The sequence below is a fragment of the Janthinobacterium sp. TPC_1 genome (assembly GCF_056037845.1).
Genome location: NZ_CP195157.1, coordinates 328,806 through 346,513, shown reverse-complemented (window position 1 = coordinate 346,513; position 17,708 = coordinate 328,806). Strand labels below are relative to the sequence as shown.

General features: G+C 62.7%; 14 protein-coding genes, 1 other RNA gene and 5 pseudogenes. 9 read left to right on the top strand and 11 right to left on the bottom strand.

Features of this window, described 5'->3' with window-relative positions; all coding sequences use genetic code 11:
- Positions 1-35 precede the first annotated feature (35 nt).
- Both ACQVLG_RS01730 and ACQVLG_RS01725 read right to left on the bottom strand, forming a co-directional pair.
- Positions 36-1,574 carry a POT-type proton-dependent oligopeptide transporter gene (locus ACQVLG_RS01730; protein WP_230539798.1) on the bottom strand — a complete coding sequence of 513 codons (1,539 nt, stop codon included), beginning with the start codon at positions 1,572-1,574 and terminating at the stop codon, positions 36-38.
- Positions 1,575-1,724: 150 nt separating this feature from the next.
- Entirely contained in the window at positions 1,725-2,279 is a 555-nt protein-coding gene (locus ACQVLG_RS01725; RefSeq protein ID WP_474292546.1) for an N-acetyltransferase family protein, read from the bottom strand.
- Between the two features lie 74 nt (positions 2,280-2,353).
- Between ACQVLG_RS01725 and ACQVLG_RS01720 the strand changes: the two genes are divergently transcribed.
- Positions 2,354-3,610 (top strand): MFS transporter, encoded by a 1,257-nt coding sequence (locus ACQVLG_RS01720; RefSeq protein WP_474292545.1) that lies wholly within the window; start codon positions 2,354-2,356, stop codon positions 3,608-3,610.
- Between the two features lie 4 nt (positions 3,611-3,614).
- On the opposite strand, the gene ACQVLG_RS01715 is transcribed toward ACQVLG_RS01720, so the two are convergent.
- From ACQVLG_RS01715 to groES, 3 genes and pseudogenes are all read right to left on the bottom strand, one after another.
- Positions 3,615-4,085 carry a hypothetical protein gene (locus ACQVLG_RS01715; RefSeq protein WP_474292544.1) on the bottom strand — a complete coding sequence of 157 codons (471 nt, stop codon included), beginning with the start codon at positions 4,083-4,085 and terminating at the stop codon, positions 3,615-3,617.
- 221 nt (positions 4,086-4,306) lie between these two features.
- Positions 4,307-5,958: pseudogene (gene groL, locus ACQVLG_RS01710) on the bottom strand (chaperonin GroEL).
- 50 nt (positions 5,959-6,008) lie between these two features.
- Entirely contained in the window at positions 6,009-6,299 is a 291-nt protein-coding gene (gene groES / locus ACQVLG_RS01705) for a co-chaperone GroES (protein WP_010400979.1), read from the bottom strand.
- Between the two features lie 524 nt (positions 6,300-6,823).
- Here groES and ACQVLG_RS01700 point away from each other — a divergent pair.
- The 5 genes from ACQVLG_RS01700 (at position 6,824) to ACQVLG_RS01680 (ending at position 9,088) form a co-directional block, all read left to right on the top strand.
- On the top strand, positions 6,824-7,570 hold the full coding sequence (locus ACQVLG_RS01700) for a hypothetical protein (RefSeq protein ID WP_474292543.1): 747 nt from the start codon (positions 6,824-6,826) through the stop codon (positions 7,568-7,570).
- Positions 7,571-7,726: 156 nt separating this feature from the next.
- Positions 7,727-7,990 (top strand): hypothetical protein, encoded by a 264-nt coding sequence (locus ACQVLG_RS01695; RefSeq protein ID WP_035821615.1) that lies wholly within the window; start codon positions 7,727-7,729, stop codon positions 7,988-7,990.
- The gene (locus ACQVLG_RS01690) at positions 7,990-8,301 is read left to right on the top strand and encodes a cell division protein ZapA (RefSeq protein WP_034747344.1); all 312 of its coding nucleotides are present in this window, start codon (positions 7,990-7,992) and stop codon (positions 8,299-8,301) included. The genes ACQVLG_RS01695 and ACQVLG_RS01690 overlap by 1 nt, the downstream gene beginning before the upstream one ends.
- A gap of 54 nt (positions 8,302-8,355) precedes the next feature.
- Positions 8,356-8,533, top strand: a non-coding RNA gene (gene ssrS / locus ACQVLG_RS01685) — 6S RNA.
- An 87-nt stretch (positions 8,534-8,620) separates the two neighbouring features.
- Positions 8,621-9,088, top strand: coding sequence for an EVE domain-containing protein (locus tag ACQVLG_RS01680; protein WP_474292542.1), 468 nt, complete (start codon positions 8,621-8,623; stop codon positions 9,086-9,088).
- 7 nt (positions 9,089-9,095) lie between these two features.
- Here ACQVLG_RS01680 and lgt read toward each other — a convergent pair.
- Positions 9,096-9,922, bottom strand: a pseudogene (gene lgt, locus ACQVLG_RS01675) (prolipoprotein diacylglyceryl transferase).
- 78 nt (positions 9,923-10,000) lie between these two features.
- A pseudogene (locus ACQVLG_RS01670) lies at positions 10,001-10,914 on the bottom strand (LysR family transcriptional regulator).
- Positions 10,915-11,087: 173 nt separating this feature from the next.
- Between ACQVLG_RS01670 and ilvD the strand changes: the two are divergent.
- Entirely contained in the window at positions 11,088-12,959 is a 1,872-nt protein-coding gene (gene ilvD / locus ACQVLG_RS01665; protein ID WP_230539790.1) for a dihydroxy-acid dehydratase, read from the top strand.
- A gap of 220 nt (positions 12,960-13,179) precedes the next feature.
- On the top strand, positions 13,180-13,491 hold the full coding sequence (locus ACQVLG_RS01660; protein WP_076567973.1) for a c-type cytochrome: 312 nt from the start codon (positions 13,180-13,182) through the stop codon (positions 13,489-13,491).
- A gap of 68 nt (positions 13,492-13,559) precedes the next feature.
- Here the strand turns inward: ACQVLG_RS01660 and ACQVLG_RS01655 are convergent.
- A pseudogene (locus tag ACQVLG_RS01655) lies at positions 13,560-14,534 on the bottom strand (NAD(P)H-binding protein); the annotation flags it as partial.
- 91 nt (positions 14,535-14,625) lie between these two features.
- Between ACQVLG_RS01655 and ACQVLG_RS01650 the strand changes: the two are divergent.
- Entirely contained in the window at positions 14,626-15,528 is a 903-nt protein-coding gene (locus ACQVLG_RS01650) for a LysR family transcriptional regulator (RefSeq protein WP_474292541.1), read from the top strand.
- Here the strand turns inward: ACQVLG_RS01650 and ACQVLG_RS01645 are convergent.
- The 3 genes and pseudogenes from ACQVLG_RS01645 to ACQVLG_RS01635 form a co-directional block, all read right to left on the bottom strand.
- A pseudogene (locus ACQVLG_RS01645) lies at positions 15,521-16,665 on the bottom strand (branched-chain amino acid ABC transporter substrate-binding protein). The gene ACQVLG_RS01650 and the pseudogene ACQVLG_RS01645 overlap by 8 nt on opposite strands.
- Before the next feature lie 280 nt (positions 16,666-16,945).
- On the bottom strand, positions 16,946-17,284 hold the full coding sequence (locus ACQVLG_RS01640) for a hypothetical protein (RefSeq protein WP_474292540.1): 339 nt from the start codon (positions 17,282-17,284) through the stop codon (positions 16,946-16,948).
- On the bottom strand, positions 17,281-17,706 hold the full coding sequence (locus ACQVLG_RS01635) for a DNA polymerase III subunit chi (RefSeq protein ID WP_474292539.1): 426 nt from the start codon (positions 17,704-17,706) through the stop codon (positions 17,281-17,283). Before ACQVLG_RS01635 ends, ACQVLG_RS01640 begins: the two co-directional genes overlap by 4 nt.
- Positions 17,707-17,708: the final 2 nt, after the last annotated feature.

Below are 17,708 nucleotides of genomic sequence, written 5' to 3'. Positions count from 1 at the left end.
GGCGCCCTTCTGCATTGCGTTACATCAAACCGTCATCACGCTTTCGCCGGGATGACCGCCTGGCGGTAGTTGTCGACCATCTTGTAGCGCTTCGCATACAGGCCGAAGGCCAGCATGGCCACCGCGGCAAAGGCGGCGAAGAAGAACATCTGGAAGGCCGTCACGCTGATGCCGCTTTCGGCGATCTTGCCGATCACGCCTTCGTTCATGACGCTGCGGTTGACGATCAGCACCCACAGGTTGCCCACCGTGGTCGACAGATTCCAGAAGCTCATGATGGCGCCCTTCATCGAGACGGGCGCCTGGCTGTAGGCAAACTCCAGGCCGGTGGCCGAGACCAGCACTTCGCCGAACGTCAGCAGGGCGTACGGCAGGATCTGCCACATGATGGAGACGGCATTGCCGCTGTCGAGGGCCAGCTGCAGCAAGCCGATGACGATCCACGCCAGCGAAGAAAAGCCGATGCCGGCCGTCATGCGGCGCAGGGCCGTCGCTTCCAGGCCGAAGCGGTTCAGCATCGGGTACAGCACCAGGTTGTTGAACGGGATCAAGAGCATCACCAGCATCGGGTTCAGCGCCTGCATCTGCGCCGGCAGGAACCAGCTTGGTTTTTCCATGGTGTTCGCCTGCACGATCCAGGTCGATGCCTTCTGGTCGAACAGCGAGAAGAAGGGCGTAACGAGGGCGAAGATGACGAGGATGCGCAGCACGGCGCGCACGCCTTCGACGGCTTCGTCCGGGTGGATGCCGCGCGCGCGTTCCAGCTGCATGGCCGTGCCGATGCTGCCGAAGGCCAGCAGCAGGACCAGCGCCGTACACGCGGAAATCACGAAGCCCCATTCGGGAATGCTGTAGAACGCGTACAGGGCGCCGATCACGCCCACGTAGGCCACGTACAGGCCGGGACGCGAACCGCCGTCGACGCGGGCCAGCAGGGCCGTGCGGGCCACGCGGGTGAACGAATCGGGATTCGGCGGCGCGGGCGGCACGTGCACGTATTTTTTCGCGCCCATCCAGAAGACGATGGTGGCGGCCAGCATCATCAGGCCGGGAATGCCGAAGGCGATCGACGGACCGTAGTCGCGCAGGAACATCGGCATCAGCAGCGAGGCGAAGAAGGAGCCGAAGTTGATGATCCAGTAGAACAGGTCGAAGACCAGCTTGGCCTTGTGCTTGTTGGTCTGGTCGAACTGGTCGCCGACGAACGAGGCGACCAGGGGCTTGATGCCGCCGGAGCCGAAGGCGATCAGGAACAGGCCGAAATAGAAGCCGTTGACGCTGTTTTCAAACAGGGCCAGGCAGGCATGGCCCGCGCAATACACAAGGCTGAGCCAGAAGATGGTGTTGTACTTGCCGAAGAAGCGGTCGGCCAGCCAGCCGCCCAGCAGCGGGAAGAAATACACGCCGATGACGAAGGTGTGGAACACGTGCTTGGCTTCGCCCGTGCGCTGGTCGATCGGGATCATCAGCAGCAGGGTGCTGATGAGGAATGGCGTCAGGATGTTGCGCATGCCATAAAAGCTGAAGCGTTCGCAGCCTTCGTTGGCGATGATGTACGGTATTTGCCGCGGCATTTTGCCCGTGGCGGTTTGTGTCTCGGCCGATGACATTGGCTCTCCCCCAAGTTTTTTTTGTAAGCCGCGATGCTAAGGCCTGCCGCGTTTGCTTGCAACAGAAAAAACGGCCTGTCCGCTATTTCGCAGGGATTTGTAAGGTATTGATTTTCATAAAGACATTACTTTCGGCACTTGCGCTTGCGCTTGCACTGGCACTGGCACGAGCGGGGCGGGGCGGGGCAGCAACAGCTGCATTTGCAGCATGCCATCCGCTGCGGGGCTGTCCGCCAGGGTAAATCCGCAGCCCAGGTACAGGGTCAATGCCGCGTGGTTGTCCTGCGCCACGGCCAGGCGCACGCGGCCCAGTTCGGGAATGGCGCAGGCATGGGCGATGGCGGCCTGCACCAGCTGCCGTCCCGCGCCATGCCCGCGTGCCTGCGGCGCCACGTACACGCCCCACAGGCTGGCCTTGTCATGCACGACGGCGATCGCTTCGCGGCGCAGGCCGGCCATGGCGATCAATTGTTCCTCGTGGAAGGCGCCAAATATTATTTGGTGGGAAGAGGCGCGCAAGCGCTGGGCGATCTGTGCCAGCGGCAAGCCGCTTTCCGCCGCGTACGTCGTGCAGAAGGCGGCGGGCAGTTCGGCGATGCCGGCCAGGCGCAGCGCGCGGTAGGCGGGCGCGTCGTCTGGCGCGAGGGGGCGGATGGTGATGGCGGGCATGTGGGCGAGTATCGGGCTTTGATGCCAGAAAGTAAACCTTGCCGTCCAGCGCCGCCATCCTTAAGATCTGCCGCATGAAACCTGTACCGAGCCCTTCCCCTGATATCTCCGCTGGCGCGGCTCTGACGCCGGCGCGCGAGCGCGCGATGCTGTGGCTACTTGCGCTGACGCAATTTACCGTCATCATGGATTTCATGGTGATGATGCCGCTGGCGCCCCAGCTGATGCAGGCCTTCCACATCGGCCCGGCTGCCGTCTCGGGCGCCGTCTCGGCCTACGCCTGGTGCGCGGGACTGTCCGGCTTGCTGGCGGCCACGTATATCGACCGCTTCGACCGCAAGAAGCTGCTGTTGACGATGTTTTGCCTGTTCACCGTGTCGAACCTCGCTTGCGCGCTGGCGCCGAACTTCCATGTGCTGCTGTGGTCGCGCGCGTTTGCCGGGCTGACGGGCGGCGTGCTGGGCGCCATCGTCATGGCCATCATCGGCGACGTGATCCCTTCCGAGCGGCGCGGCGCGGCCACGGGCGTCGTCATGACCTCGTTTGCCATGGCGGCCGTGGGCGGCGTGCCCATCGGCGTGGTGCTGGCCGCGCACTTTGGCTGGGCTTCGCCGTTTTTCCTGCTGGTCGCGCTGTCGCTGCTGGTCTGGCTGGGCGCGGCGCGCGTGCTGCCATCGCTGACGGCGCACATGGGCGCCGCTCCCACGCCGCTGCGCCAGGTGCTGCCGAACCTGCTGGCGCTGTTCCGGGACCGGCGCCACCTGCAAGCGTTTTCCTTGTCCATTGTCAATATGACGGCCGGCATGCTGGTCATTCCCTTCATTTCGCCCGTGCTGGTGGGCAATATGGGGCTGGCGCCGGCCGACGTCACCTGGGTCTACCTGGCGGGCGGCTGCGCCACGATCTTCACGGCGCGCCTGATCGGCCGCTGGGCGGACCGGGCCGGCAAGCAGCAGGTGTACCGCTGGGTGTCCTTGCTGTCGATCGCGCCGCTGCTGTTCATGACGCACTTGCCCCAGCTGCCGCTGCTGGCGCTGATGCTGGCGTTTCCCTTCTTTATGGCCCTCGTCTCGGGCCGCATGGTACCGCTGCAGGCGCTGCTGACGACGATACCGGAACCGCACAAGCGGGGCGCGTTTCTCAGCGCCAATTCAGCCCTGCAAAGTTTTGGCAGCGGCCTGGGCGCCTGGCTGGGCGGCCTGACCCTGCAGACGGATGCGGCCGGCCACATCAGCGGCTATGGCATCAATGGCTGGCTGGCGGCGGGCTTGTCGCTGTGGACCGTGTGGTGGGTGGCGCGCGTGCGCGGCGCGGCAGGGGGCCGCGCGTAGGTAGTTATTGGGTGGCGATGCGCTGCATGGGCGCATTGTCCTTGCGCCATTGCTCCAGGCTGATCAGCTCACCGCTGACGACGTCGTCGACGAGGATGCGCTTGCCATCCTGGGAGACGACGAAACTTTCCCAGCGGTGCGCCGCATCCGGCGTGTTTTCCACGAAGTTCAGGTCATGGTAGGGCTTGCCATCGATGAGGCGCGCATCGGGCGACGTTTCCATCACGGCGCCGTGGGCGCGGCCGCCGGACGCCTTTTCGATATGCGCCGACCAGGCCTTGATTTCCGGCAAGGCCATCAGCGCATCGACGGCGCGCGCGCTCTGCTCCTGCGCCGGGCTGCTGGCGGCCGGGGCATTGGTGCCGTGCGGGGCGGCCTGCTGGTGCAGGTAGAAAGCGCCGAGCCCGGCGGCCAGCAAGCCGGCCAGGATGCCGGCGATGATGGTGGTTTTGGAAGAAGAGGCGCGTGGCTGCATGGTGGTGGCGTGAAAAAGAGGGACGATGGCGGCCATGCTAAAGCAAAACGTGCGCATGGGCAATCGTTGAAATTTCTAAAAAGCAAGACGAAAAAAAGCCACCTTCCGTAGAAGATGGCTCTCGGGGCCGCCGGGGAGGCGCTGGCAGCTTTTGGTCTGCCAGCCCTGTCCCGGCGTATGCGGCCGGTTGCGCCGTCGCCTGCGCGACCGGCCGCCGGACATTACATCATGCCGTCCATGCCGCCCATGCCGCCCATACCACCCATGCCGCCGCCCATGCCGCCGCCTGCCTTGTCGTCAGCGATTTCGCAGACCATGCAGTCGGTCGTCAGCATCAGCGAAGCGATCGAAGCGGCGTTTTGCAGCGCCGAACGGGTCACTTTAGCTGGGTCCAGGACGCCCATTTCAACCATGTCGCCATACGTGCCGTTGGCAGCGTTGTAGCCGTAGTTGCCCGAGCCAGCCAGTACGGCTGCCACGACGACCGAAGCTTCTTCGCCGGCGTTTTGCACGATCATGCGCAGTGGCTCTTCCATTGCGCGCAGGACGATCTTGATACCAGCGTCTTGATCAGGATTGTCGCCCTTGACCGTGATGTTGGCGCGTGCGCGCAGCAGGGCTACGCCGCCGCCTGGCACGATGCCTTCTTCCACGGCAGCGCGCGTTGCGTGCAGTGCATCTTCAACGCGGGCTTTTTTCTCTTTCATTTCGACTTCGGTGGCTGCGCCAACCTTGATCACGGCAACGCCGCCAGCCAGTTTGGCCACGCGCTCTTGCAGTTTTTCACGGTCGTAGTCCGAGGTCGCTTCTTCGATCTGTACGCGCACTTGTTTCACGCGTGCTTCGATCGAGAGGCAGCTTCGCCGGCGCCATCGATAACGATGGTGTTTTCCTTGCCCACTTCGATGCGTTTTGCCTGGCCCAGTTCGGCCAGGGTCACTTTTTCCAGGGTCAGGCCGACTTCTTCAGCGATGACCTGGCCGCCGGTCAGGACAGCGATGTCTTCCAGCATGGCTTTGCGGCGGTCGCCGAAGCCAGGTGCTTTCACTGCGCAGGTTTTCAGGATGCCGCGGATGTTGTTCACAACCAGGGTAGCCAGCGCTTCGCCTTCGATGTCTTCTGCGATGATCAGCAGTGGACGGCCAGCTTTGGCGACTTGTTCCAGTACCGGCAGCAGGTCACGGATGTTCGAGATTTTCTTGTCGCACAGCAAGACGAATGGGCTGTCCAGGACGGCAACTTGCTTCTCTGGGTTGTTGATGAAGTATGGCGACAGGTAGCCGCGGTCGAACTGCATGCCTTCAACGATGTCCAGCTCGTCGTTCAGCGACTTGCCGTCTTCTACGGTGATGACGCCTTCTTTGCCGACTTTTTCCATCGCTTCAGCGATACGCTCGCCGATCGAGTAGTCCGAGTTGGCCGAGATCGCGCCAACCTGGGCGATTTCCTTGGTCGTGGTGCAAGGACGGGCGATTTTCGCCAGTTCTTCGACGGTCGCTGCAACAGCTTTGTCGATACCGCGCTTCAGGTCCATCGGGTTCATGCCGGCGGCAACGAACTTCATGCCTTCGCGCACGATGGCTTGTGCCAGCACGGTTGCGGTGGTGGTGCCGTCGCCGGCGTTGTCGCTGGTGCGGGAAGCAACTTCCTTGACCATTTGCGCGCCCATGTTCATGAGCTTGTCTTTGAGTTCAACTTCTTTCGCTACCGAAACACCATCCTTGGTGACGGTAGGGGCGCCGAACGAGCGCTCCAGGACCACGTTGCGGCCTTTCGGGCCCAGCGTTACTTTGACTGCGTTGGCGAGGATGTTGACGCCTTCGACCATCTTGGCGCGCGCTGCGTCGCCGAATACTACTTCTTTAGCTGCCATGTTCAATTCTCCTGAGTTTCGGGATGTATCTGTCTACAACGTGGAAACAATTACTTGACGACGATCGCCATGATGTCTTCTTCGCGCATGACCAGCAGCTCATCGCCGTCAACTTTGACGGTTTGGCCGGCGTACTTGCCGAACAGGACGCGGTCGCCCACTTTGACATCCAGAGGACGGACTTTGCCGTCGTCGAGAATCTTGCCATTGCCTACGGCAAGGACTTCGCCTTGATCCGGTTTTTCAGCAGCTGCATCAGGAATGATGAGGCCGGACGCAGTCTTGGTTTCCTGGTCGAGGCGTTTGACGATGACGCGATCGTTCAATGGGCGCAGATTCATACAAAACTCCTTAAAGTTCAATGGATAGGTGTTGCTAAATGAATACATGCCTGGCACAGCGCCAGGCGTGCTTTCAGTGACCGCCGTTGAAAGCAGCCCGCAACGGTCAAGCAAACCCCATGTCATCCTGTCCTTGCCTGTCTCCGGCAGTGGTGCATCGCGGCGTCGCCCGCCGCGTAGCGTTCCCTGCAGTGGTCTGGCAAGCACCATCAGTCCTGAGGATTGCTACGAAAGAGTTTGTTAGCACTCTCTACTAACGAGTGCTAATTATAGGGACGGTAGGGGGCTTATTCAAGGGCTTATTCTCCGGGAAGATATGCATAGACGTTCTGTGCAGCCTGCATTTACGCAGGGTTTGCGCAAACGCAAGCCTTGTTCCCGGGCGTCAGCAACAGGCGCGACTCTAGCATGGCCGCCAGGGGAGGGGCGTTCCTTTACGCACAGGAAACAGAGTTTTGCTATGGAATTTGATAAGATGATTGCAATTGCATATCAATATCCCTCTTCGCGCCAGAAAGCACGCCATGCCATTGACTCATTCCCGTCCCGTTCTGCGCCTGCTGGGCGCCGCCCTCGTCGGCCTCGCCTGCCTGGGCAATGCCGCCGCGCAAACGCCGACCATTCTCGACGAGATCACCGTGGCGACCCTGACGCCGCTGGAAAAGGAAATGCTGCTCAACGACCTGTTCAATGACCTCAACAAGGATGACGACGACCAGGAAGCCCATGTATGGGACAACGGCGCCGACAATGGCGTGCTGGTGAAAGTCACGTATAACTTCAGCAACTCCGGCATGACGGAACACAGCCTGAAGGCGCACATCTGCCGCGACCTGAAATTCGTCGTCACGGCGGCAGGCAAGTCGCAGGACCTGAGCCGCCGCACCTGTTCGCAGAACAGCGGACGCTGGGATGTGCAGGGCAAGGACCCGGCGCCCGTCGTATATCCGCCTTTCCTGTCCGACGTGACCATCGCCAAGCTGAATGCGAAGGAACAGAAATCCTTGCTGACGGCCGCCGTGCGTACCTTGAAAGATGAAGAGGATGGCAAGACGCGCCAGTGGAGCAACAAAGGCTTGGGCAATGCGGCACCGCTGGCAGTGCGCCTGACGCCCTCGGGGACGGACGCCAAACCTGGCAGCTACCACCGTACTTGCCGCGACCTGACGATGGTGCTTGACGGCAAGGGCGGACAACAGACGCTGGTGCGCCGCTCTTGCGAAAACCGCTATGGTGGTCTCGATATCGAACCCGATTACGTCGACGAGTAAAACGCTGCCATCGCGGCGCCGGCGGATGCGCGCAGATGGCGAAAAGCACCGGAAAAAGTGTGTATTGTCCGCCAACTGCCCTGCATTGATGTAAATATGTGTGACAGCGGCGTGATTCGATTGACGCCCATGGAGCGTCCGCCCTATAGTGGCGGGATGATTTCCGAATTCAACGAATTATCCGACAAAATAGGCCTGCTGGCCGAAATGACCCATGCGCTGCGCCGTGAAAACGCGCAATTGCGCAAGGACAATGCCGCGCTGGCCGCCGACAACGCCCTGTACGTGCAACGCATGCGCGAGGCGCAGGAGCGCGTGGAAGCGTTGCTGGAAAAAATTCCCGAACTGGTGCAAGCTGGCCTGGAGCAAGCCGCTTCGGAAGCGGGTGCCTATATTGCCGAGAACGAGAAGGAAGCGTAATGCCGCGTGTCGATGTCAATATCATGGGCCAGTCCTACAGCATGGTCTGCCGCGACGGCGAAGAGCGCGCGCTGCGCGAAGCGGCGATCTATCTCGATAGCAAAATGAAAGCCATCCGCGACGCGGGCAAGGTCAAGGGCAACGACCGCATCGCCGTGCTGGCCGCCCTGGGCGTGGCCGCGGAATTCCTCTCCGTAAAATCGCCGCAAGGTCCGCTGTCGGAATTGACGATACTGGAAGTGAAGCAAAAGATCTCGGCCATGCACACGGTTCTGGACAGCGCACTGACGCCCCAGGAAAACCTTTTTTAAGCGGACACGCTACGATTTGTCTTTGCGATGCGCGATCAAAGGAGTAAACTTGGGTCTACCCTGCGGTGTTCGCGATTGCCATATATTCCTTGAACCATTTATGCGCATCGGTTGCGAATTTTGTTTGATGGGAGTGAGCGTCGCTCGTTCGACGAACCCGAAATTGAACTAACGTGACCACCTTGAACCGTTTGGTTCGGGATGCCGGCATAGCGGCACAGGCGGGGCCCAATTTGCAGTACAAAAAACGGTTGCAGCATCAGCATGCGCAGCCGTTTTTTTACGCCTGTCGCTTTTATTCTTTGACCTGGGGAATGTAATGAAACAGTACTGGCTGATGAAATCCGAACCCGATGAGGTGAGCATCGATGACCTGATGGCGGCGCCCGCGCATACCTTGCCCTGGTTTGGCGTGCGCAACTACCAGGCGCGCAACTTCATGCGCGACGGCATGCGGCCGGGCGATGGCGTGCTGTTCTATCATTCGAGTTGCCCGCAGCCGGGCGTGGCGGGCGTGGCCGAAGTGGCCAGCGGCGCCTATCCCGATCACAGCCAGTTTGAAGAAGGTGGAAAGTATTTCGACCCGAAAGCCACGCCTGAACAGCCGCGCTGGATCAGTGTCGACGTGCGCGGCCTGCCTGAGAAGACGGCGCTGCTGCCCCTGTCCGAGATGCGCCAGATGCCGGAGCTGGAAGACATGCTGCTGCTCAAGAAGGGCAGCCGGCTGTCCATCACGCCCGTGACGCCGGCGCAATGGAAAGTGATTACAAGCAAGCTACAGGCTTGACTGCTCCTCAGACCGGGCGGGCCTTGGTGGGCGGCGTGCCCATCACCTGGCTTTTATATGCCCACACGAGCAGCGCGATGGCGCCGACGATCATCGGCAGCGACAGCATCTGGCCCGAGGTGATCGGCACGCCCAGCCACACGACTTCCCAGTCCGGCGTGCGGAAGTATTCCGTGAAGAAGCGCGCGCAGCCGTACAAGAGGGTGAACATGGCACCCACGGCCATGCGCGGGCGCTGCTTGCGCGCATACAGCCACAGGATGATGAACACTAAAATGCCGTCGACCAGCATCTGGTAGATCGGCGACGGGTGCACGGGATACGGGATGCCCGGCCACTGCATGGCCCACGGCAGGGTGTGTCCGGGGCGATGCGGCCCGGCAGTTCGGCATTGATGAAATTGCCCAGGCGGCCGGCCGCGTAGCCGAGCGGCACCAGCGGGGCGATGAAGTCGAGCACGTCGAACAGGTTGCGGCCCGCCTTGCGGCTCCACAGGTACATGGCCAGGATGACGCCGAGGAAGCCGCCATGGAAGGACATGCCGCCATGCCAGACCATGAAGATCTCCAGCGGGTTCTGCATGAAGTATTCGGGACGGTAGAACAGCACTTCGCCCAGGCGCCCGCCGATCACCACGCCCAGCATGCCGTAGAACAGCATGTCGTCGAGGTCTTCCTTCTTCCAGCCCAGCACGGCGATATGCGGCTGCCTGATGCGCACGCGGCCCAGGATAATGAACAGGGCGAAGGCCAGCACATACATCAGGCCGTACCAGTGCACGGCGAGCGGGCCGATCTGGATTGCTATCGGGTCGGGCATCGGGTGTATCAGCATGGGTTTCTTTCTTTGTTTAAAGCCAAGGTTGCGTAGTATGGGGGCGCTTGCGGTTTTTTGCCTTAGCGGCCACTTAATTTAATCGGCGGCAGCGCCGATCTGCTTGCGCAGCAGCGCCAAAAAGCCTTGCAGCACGGCGGACGGATTGTCGCGGCGCCAGGCCAGGCCCGTTTCCACCAGCGGCGTAGCATCCTGCAGCGGCCTGTATTCTACGCCCGGGCGCATCAGATTCGATACCGATTGTGGCACAAGCGCGATGCCCATGCCAGCCGAGACGAGGCTGACGATGGTTTGCATCTGGATCGCTTCCTGGCCGATCATGGGCGTCACGCCGGCCGCGCGGAACACGCCGAGGATGGCGTCGTGCAGGGCGGGCGAGATCGCGCGCGGGAAAATGATCAGGGGCAGGGGCGGCAGGTCGCGCAGGCGCACGGGCCCCGGCGTATTCAATATGGCGAGGCCGGACGGCGCGGCCAGCACCAGCGGCTCGGCCAGCACGGGCAGGTAATCGAGCGCCTCTTTTTCGCCTTCTCGGGCAGGGGCGGGATCAGCAGGCCCGCATCCGTGCGTCCGGCCAGCAGTTCCTCCAGCTGCAGATCCGAGGTGGCTTCCTGCAACTGGATCTGCACCTGCGGATAGGCCGTCTGGTAGGCGCGCAGCAGCGGCGGCAGCACGCTGTAGTCGGCCGAGGAGACAAACGCCAGGCTCAAACGGCCCGCCTCGCCCTGCGCGGCCCGCCGCACCAGCGCGGGCAAATCGAGCGCCTGCGCCAGCAGGCGGCGCGCCTCGGGCAGCAGGGCCGTGCCTGCCGGCGTCAGCTGCACTTCGCGGCGCGTGCGCACGAACAGGGGCGCGCCCAGCAGTTCTTCCAGGGCCATGATGGTTTGCGACAGCGGTGGCTGCGTCATGTGCAGGCGCGCGGCGGCGCGGCCGAAGTGCAATTCTTCGGCGACGGTGACAAAGTAGCGCAGCTGGCGCAGTTCGAGGTTCATATGCGTTTCCATGCGGATTGATTGCTGTGATATGTAAAACGACTCACAGGCACGTGCATCATATATTTGACAGTGGCGCGCGCGCAAGGCAATCTGGCGTACCCCCACTGCATGCAGGGTTTTGTTGAAAATCCGCGCAGTCAGGCATCAATCATCCTTGGAAGGACCCCATCATGCCGCAATACCGCTCCCGCACCACCACCCACGGCCGCAACATGGCTGGCGCCCGCGCCCTGTGGCGCGCCACCGGCATGAAGGATGGCGACTTCGACAAGCCGATCATCGCCGTCGTCAACTCGTTCACCCAGTTCGTGCCCGGTCACGTGCATCTGAAGGACCTGGGACAGATGGTGGCGCGCGAGATCGAGGCGGCCGGCGGCGTGGCCAAGGAATTCAACACCATCGCCGTCGATGACGGCATCGCCATGGGCCACGGCGGCATGCTGTATTCGCTGCCCTCGCGCGACCTGATCGCCGACTCCGTCGAATACATGGTCAACGCCCACTGCGCCGACGCCATGGTGTGCATCTCGAACTGCGACAAGATCACGCCGGGCATGCTGATGGCCGCCATGCGCATCAATATCCCCGTCGTGTTTATTTCCGGCGGGCCGATGGAAGCGGGCAAGGTCGTCAAGGTGGTCAACGGCACGCAAAAGATCATCAAGCTGGACCTGGTCGACGCCATGATCAAGGCAGGCGACAGCACCGTCTCCGACGCCGACGTGGCGGAAATCGAACGTTCCGCCTGCCCCACCTGCGGCTCGTGCTCCGGCATGTTCACGGCCAACTCGATGAACTGCCTGACGGAAGCGCTGGGCCTGGCCCTGCCCGGCAACGGCACGATTCTGGCCACGCACTCGGACCGCCAGCAGCTGTTCCTGCGCGCGGGCCGTCTGATCGTGGAACTGGCCAAGCGCCACTACGAGCAGGACGATTACTCGGTGCTGCCCCGCTCGATCGCCACCAAGGCGGCGTTTGAAAACGCCATGGCGCTCGATGTCTCCATGGGCGGCTCGACGAATACCGTGCTGCACCTGCTGGCCGCCGCGCACGAGGCGGAGGTGGAATTCACGATGGCCGACATCGACCGCATCTCGCGCAAGGTGCCTTGCCTGTGCAAGGTGGCGCCGATGACGGACAAATACCATATCGAAGACGTGCACCGCGCGGGCGGCATCGTGGGCATCCTGGGCGAACTGGCGCGCGCCGGCTTGCTCAACACGACCCTGCCGACCATCCACGCGCCGACCCTGGCCGACGCCATCGCGCAAAACGACATCATGTGCACGGATAACCCCGCCGTGCATGAACTGTTCCGCGCCGCGCCGGGCGGCGTGCCGACGCAGACGGCGTTTTCGCAGTCGGAGCGCTTTGCGGCCGTCGACACGGACCGCAGCACGGGCTGCATCCGCGACAAGGCCCACGCCTACTCGCAGGATGGCGGCCTGGCCGTCTTGTACGGCAACCTGGCGGAAAAGGGCTGCATCGTCAAGACGGCAGGCGTCGATGAAAGCATTTTGAAATTCTCGGGCAAGGCGCGCGTGTTCGAAAGCCAGGATTCCGCTGTTGAAGCGATTTTGGCCGATACCGTGCACGAAGGCGACGTCGTCATCATCCGCTACGAAGGCCCGAAAGGCGGCCCCGGCATGCAGGAAATGCTGTATCCGACCTCGTACATCAAATCGAAGGGCCTGGGCAAGGCGTGCGCGCTGTTCACGGACGGGCGCTTCTCGGGCGGTTCCTCGGGCCTGGTGATCGGCCACGCCTCGCCGGAAGCGGCCGAAGGCGGCGCCATCGGCCTGGTGGAAGAGGGCGACTTCATCGACATCGACATCCCCGAGCGCACCATCAACCTGCGCATCACGGATGCTGAGCTGGCCGCGCGCCGCGCCGCCATGGAAGCGAAGGGCGACGCGGCCTGGCTGCCCGTCAACCGCGAGCGCTACGTGTCGCAGGCGCTGCAGGCGTATGCGGCGCTGACGACGTCGGCCGACCGGGGCGCCGTGCGCGACTTGTCGCAATTGAAGAAGCAGAAACGCTGATCTGTTGCGCCGGTACGACGGCCGGCCCCGTTTGACGATGCGGGGCCGTTCGTCGTTACATCGCCTTACAAACAACATGGTCATGGGCGCGCAGATGGGGCAGAATAGCTATGCCTCCCGTCTATATTGCGTTACTACATTGAAACGCTTGATCTGGGCTCGTGGTGCATCTGCGGAAACACAGTAAAATGCCGCAGGAAGTAACTTTGGAGAAAAGACAATGAAACGTTTTATGTTGGTGAGTGTATTGGCCGTATCGGCTCTGGCATCGCAAGCAGCGTTGGCCAATCCGGATCTGGCGAAAGCCAAAAACTGCATGGCATGCCACGCGGTGAGCACGAAACTGGTGGGTCCCGCGTATAAGGACGTGGCGGCCAAGTACGCCGGTCAGAAAGACGCGGAAGCCAAGCTCGTGGCGAAAGTCATGAAGGGCGGTTCCGGCACCTGGGGCGCGATCCCTATGCCAGCCAACCCGCAAGTGAGCGAGGCGGAAGCCCGCACCCTGGTCAAATGGGTGCTGGCACAGAAATAATCTGTGCCGCAGTACTTGCAATCAGCGCGCCGGCAATCCCGGCGCGTTTTTTTTTTGCCTGTCACGTTCAGATTCCCCATCCTTTCCAGGGTGGCTTTTACCGCCTCATCGAGGGGCGTATGGGCTTCCTGTCCCAGCACGGCCAGCAGTTGCGTATTGTCCATGGGCAAGGGTGTTCGCCACAGGTAGCGCATCTCGCGCATTTCGCGCAGGGTCGCCACGAACGGCGATGCCAGCGTCACCAGCCACCACGGGAAGCGCCGGATGGCGGGCGCAGTTCCTGTCGCCTGTTCCACCACGCGGGTGATCGCGCCCGTCATTTGCCGGCCGTCGCGGTCCCAGTGGCCGGCCATGTGAAAGCGCGCAAACGGGGGCAAGGTGGCGCGGACACCCAGCAATTGCACCATCGTGCGCGCCACGTCGGGCAGGTAGGACCATTGGTGGCCCACGCCGGGCGCGCCTGGATACAGCACGCTGCGCACGCTCTGGCCCGGTTTCACGAGACCCTGCGAAAACCAGTTATTGCCGGCGCGGGGGCCGAAGAAGTCGCCGGCGCGCACGATCAGCACGCGCGCGCCCTGCGTGCTGGCCCGTTCCAGCCGTGCTTCCAGTTCCACGCGGATGGCGCCCTTGCGCGTGAGCGGATGTTGCGGCGCGTCTTCCGCCAGTAAGTCGTCCGGCGCGGGAAAGGCGTCGGGGCCAAAGTTGTAGACGGTGCCGGGCAGCACGATGGTGGCGCCTTCGGCGATGGCCGCGGCAATCGTGTTGTCGAGCATGGGCAGCACCAGCCGGCCCCAGTGGCGGTAGCCGGGCGGGTTGACGGCGTGCACGATGACGGCGCAGCCTTGCGCGGCGGCCAGCACGTCCGCGCGCGACAGCGCATCGCCGCGCAGCCATTCGATGTTATCTCGCCGTGGCGATGGCGTTTCTCCCCGCGTCAGGGCGCGCACCTGCCAGCCCGCCGCCAATAGCTGGCGCACCATCTCGCCGCCGATGCCACCCGTGGCGCCCAGTACCAATGCCGTGTTTTTCGTGTTCTCCATCCTGACCTCCGTGTGGTTGATGGTGCCAGTATCTGCCGCGCAGGGTTAATTGGGAATTGACGAACATCGAGTACAAGCTATACATTTATGTATGACTACCGCCATTCCCTGGGAATACTACCGTTCGCTGCTGGCCGTGCTGAAGCACGGCTCCCTGTCCGGCGCGGCCCGCGCGCTGGGCATCACGCAGCCCACCGCCGGCCGGCATATCGCCGCGCTCGAGCAGGCGCTGGGCGCGACCCTGTTTACGCGCTCGCAGCAGGGCCTGCTGCCCACGGAAGTGGCCCTGGCGCTGCGGCCCCATGCGGAAACCATGGAACACACGGCGGCCCTGATGCAGCGCGCGGCCAGCAGCCAGGGGCAGGGCGTGGCTGGCGTCGTGCGCATCGCGGCCAGCGAAGTGGTGGGCGTGGAAGTGCTGCCGCCGATATTGGCCCGCTTGCGCGCGCGCCATCCGGGCCTGGTCATTGAATTGGTATTGAGCAACAAGGTGCAGGATTTGCTGCGCCGGGAAGCGGATATCGCCGTGCGCATGCTGCGTCCGCGCCAGGAGCAACTGGTGGCGCGCAAGGTGGGCGAGATCGAGCTGGGCCTGCATGCGCACGCGGATTACCTGGCGCGCCATGGCATGCCGGCGGGATTGCTTGATCTGGCGCAACACGCCGTCATCGGCTACGACGAGGCGAGCCCCTTCGTGCGCAACGCGGGCGCGGCCTTCCAGGGTTTTTCGCGGGAAAACTTTGCCTGGCGCAGCGACAGCGACCTGGCGCAGCTGGCTCTGATCCGCGCGGGCGCGGGCATCGGCGTGTGCCAGGCGAGGCTGGCGGCGCGCAATCCGGCCCTGCGGCGCGTGTTGCCGCAAGCGTTTTCACTGCCGATGGAAACCTGGGTCACCATGCATGAAGACTTGCGCGGCAGCCTGCGCTGCCGCGCCACCTTCGACGCGCTGGCCGAAGGTTTACTGGCTTACGTGGCCGGGCAGCCGCTTACTTGACGACTTCCATCTTGGTTTTCTTGCCATCCCGATACGTGAACAGGGTCAGCGCGCCATCCTTGATGTCGCCGTTGGCGTCGAACGAGATCGGCCCCGTCACGCCCTGGTAGTGCACCTTGGCCAGATATGGCAGGTAGACGGACGGTTTCGACGATTTGGCATCCTGCATGGCGGTGGCCATGGTCATCACGGCATCGTAGACGTACGGCGCGTACAGCTGCACTTCCATATTGTATTTCTGCTTGTAGCGGGCGCGGAAATCGTCCATGCCTTTTTGCTGCGCGCCCGTCACGCCGCCCGCTTCCGCGCAGGTGACCATGTCTTCGCCCACGGCGTCGCCCGCCAGCTTGCCCAGCGGTTCCGTGCACAGGCCGTCGCCGCCCATGAACTTGGCCTTGATGCCCAGCGCCTTCATCTGGCGCAGCATGGGGCCGCCCACGGAATCCATGCCGCCAAAGAAGATCAGGTCGGGATTTTTCGACTTGATGCTGGTCAAAATGGCATTGAAGTCCGTCGCGTTGGCATTGGTAAATTCCTTGCCGACGATTTGCACGCCAGGTGCCGCCTTCTTGGCGCCCTTGACGAACTGCTCCGCCACGCCCTGGCCGTAGGCCGTGCGGTCGTCGATGACGGCGATTTTCTTCGCTTGCAGCTTGCCGACGGCATACGCGCCCAACGTTCCCCCCAGCTTGTTGTCATTGGCCACCACGCGGAAGGCCGTGTTGAATTTTTGCTGGGTATAGGTCGGGTTGGTGGCGGCCGGCGAAATCTGCGGAATGCCGGCATTGAAGTAAATGCGCGAGGCGGGAATCGTCGTTCCCGAGTTCAGGTGGCCGACGACGCCGTTGACCTTGGCGTCGACGAGCTTTTGCGCCACGGCCGTGCCCTGCTTGGGATCGGCGGCGTCATCTTCGGGCACACCAGCACGAATTTCACGGCTTTGCCGTCGATCTTGAAGCCTTTGGCGTTCAAATCCTCGATGGCCATCTTGGCCGCGTTCTCGTTATCCTTGCCCAGGTGGGAGCTGGCGCCAGAGACCGGGGCGACGTGGCCGATCTTGATGATTTCCTGCGCGCCCGCGTGGCCGGCAAAGGCGAGGGCGAGGGCGAGAGGAAGGACTTTGGTCTTGAGCAGCATAAACATTCTCCATTGGATAAAGATACGGCGGCGTCTCGTGAAAAACCGCTTCGACAGGCGGTGCGTGTGAAGAAAGGTACAACAAAAACCAGGCGGCGCAAAGCCGCATTTCGGCCTTTTTACATTTTGTCGCAACAATCACCAAAGTGAGGCGCGATGCACCGATTTCGCAGGCGCGAGCGCACCAAAGAATGGCATTGGGAGAGGGAATAAGGTAGGTCGGGTTAGCGCGCAGCGCGTAACCCGACTGCTCAGGGCTATGCGGGAGGGTGCAGGTGACCTATTCATGGCTGACCGCGTGCGCGACGATCTGTTCCAGCGATTGCTGCAAATCTTCGCGCAAGGCACCGCGCATGCCGATCAGGGCGTTTTGCAGGGCTGTCTGCAGGACGTGGGCGATGCGCTCTTCCAGCAGATGGTCGATCTTGCCCTGTACTTGATGCAGGATGCGCTGCGTGAGCCGCTGTTCGATGGCGTCCCAGTCGGGCTGCACGACGCTTGGCGGCAATGCCGGCGCTTCTTCGAAAGCAGGCGCAGCAGGTGCAACGGGCGCCACCTCCGGCCCCAGCAGCACTTCCGTCAGCAGGGGGATGCCCTGATCGAATGGCGGCTGGCTCATGCTTTACCCGCGACGAAGTGCGTGGGCTGCACTTCTTGCTGCCGGTAGTGCAGGAAGCGCTGGCGGCCCGCCTGCGCATCCTGTTCATCCATGGAAACGATTTCGAACACGCGCTGGAAATCGGCGTAATTGGCGGGCGGCAACTGCGACAGGTTGACGAGGATGTCGTGGTGCGGCAGCTCGGCGGCCGCGTCATCGGTCAGGATGATCGGGGTTTGCGCCGCCAGCGGGTCGCCGGCCAGCACGTGCGGCAGGAAATCCGTGGCGGAAATGGTCCACATGGCGCCGTTCAGGGCGTCGAGCTGGGCGCTGTCGGCCACCAGCACGACGACCTTGTTGCCGGCCATGTAAGCCTTGCGCACCAGGCGGCAGGCATACGCCAGCTTGTCGGGCACATTCGTATGAAAATCGACACGCGTCATGT

Bases quoted from the DNA above. Each gene is read 5' to 3' on its own strand.
- ACQVLG_RS01730 (WP_230539798.1), bottom strand. From the start codon at position 1,574: ATGCCGCGGCAAATACCGTACATCATCGCCAACGAAGGCTGCGAACGC.
- ACQVLG_RS01725 (WP_474292546.1), bottom strand. From the start codon at position 2,279: ATGCCCGCCATCACCATCCGCCCCCTCGCGCCAGACGACGCGCCCGCC.
- ACQVLG_RS01720 (WP_474292545.1), top strand. From the start codon at position 2,354: ATGAAACCTGTACCGAGCCCTTCCCCTGATATCTCCGCTGGCGCGGCT.
- ACQVLG_RS01715 (WP_474292544.1), bottom strand. From the start codon at position 4,085: ATGCAGCCACGCGCCTCTTCTTCCAAAACCACCATCATCGCCGGCATC.
- groES (WP_010400979.1), bottom strand. From the start codon at position 6,299: ATGAATCTGCGCCCATTGAACGATCGCGTCATCGTCAAACGCCTCGAC.
- ACQVLG_RS01700 (WP_474292543.1), top strand. From the start codon at position 6,824: ATGCCATTGACTCATTCCCGTCCCGTTCTGCGCCTGCTGGGCGCCGCC.
- ACQVLG_RS01695 (WP_035821615.1), top strand. From the start codon at position 7,727: ATGATTTCCGAATTCAACGAATTATCCGACAAAATAGGCCTGCTGGCC.
- ACQVLG_RS01690 (WP_034747344.1), top strand. From the start codon at position 7,990: ATGCCGCGTGTCGATGTCAATATCATGGGCCAGTCCTACAGCATGGTC.
- ACQVLG_RS01680 (WP_474292542.1), top strand. From the start codon at position 8,621: ATGAAACAGTACTGGCTGATGAAATCCGAACCCGATGAGGTGAGCATC.
- ilvD (WP_230539790.1), top strand. From the start codon at position 11,088: ATGCCGCAATACCGCTCCCGCACCACCACCCACGGCCGCAACATGGCT.
- ACQVLG_RS01660 (WP_076567973.1), top strand. From the start codon at position 13,180: ATGAAACGTTTTATGTTGGTGAGTGTATTGGCCGTATCGGCTCTGGCA.
- ACQVLG_RS01650 (WP_474292541.1), top strand. From the start codon at position 14,626: ATGACTACCGCCATTCCCTGGGAATACTACCGTTCGCTGCTGGCCGTG.
- ACQVLG_RS01640 (WP_474292540.1), bottom strand. From the start codon at position 17,284: ATGAGCCAGCCGCCATTCGATCAGGGCATCCCCCTGCTGACGGAAGTG.
- ACQVLG_RS01635 (WP_474292539.1), bottom strand. From the start codon at position 17,706: ATGACGCGTGTCGATTTTCATACGAATGTGCCCGACAAGCTGGCGTAT.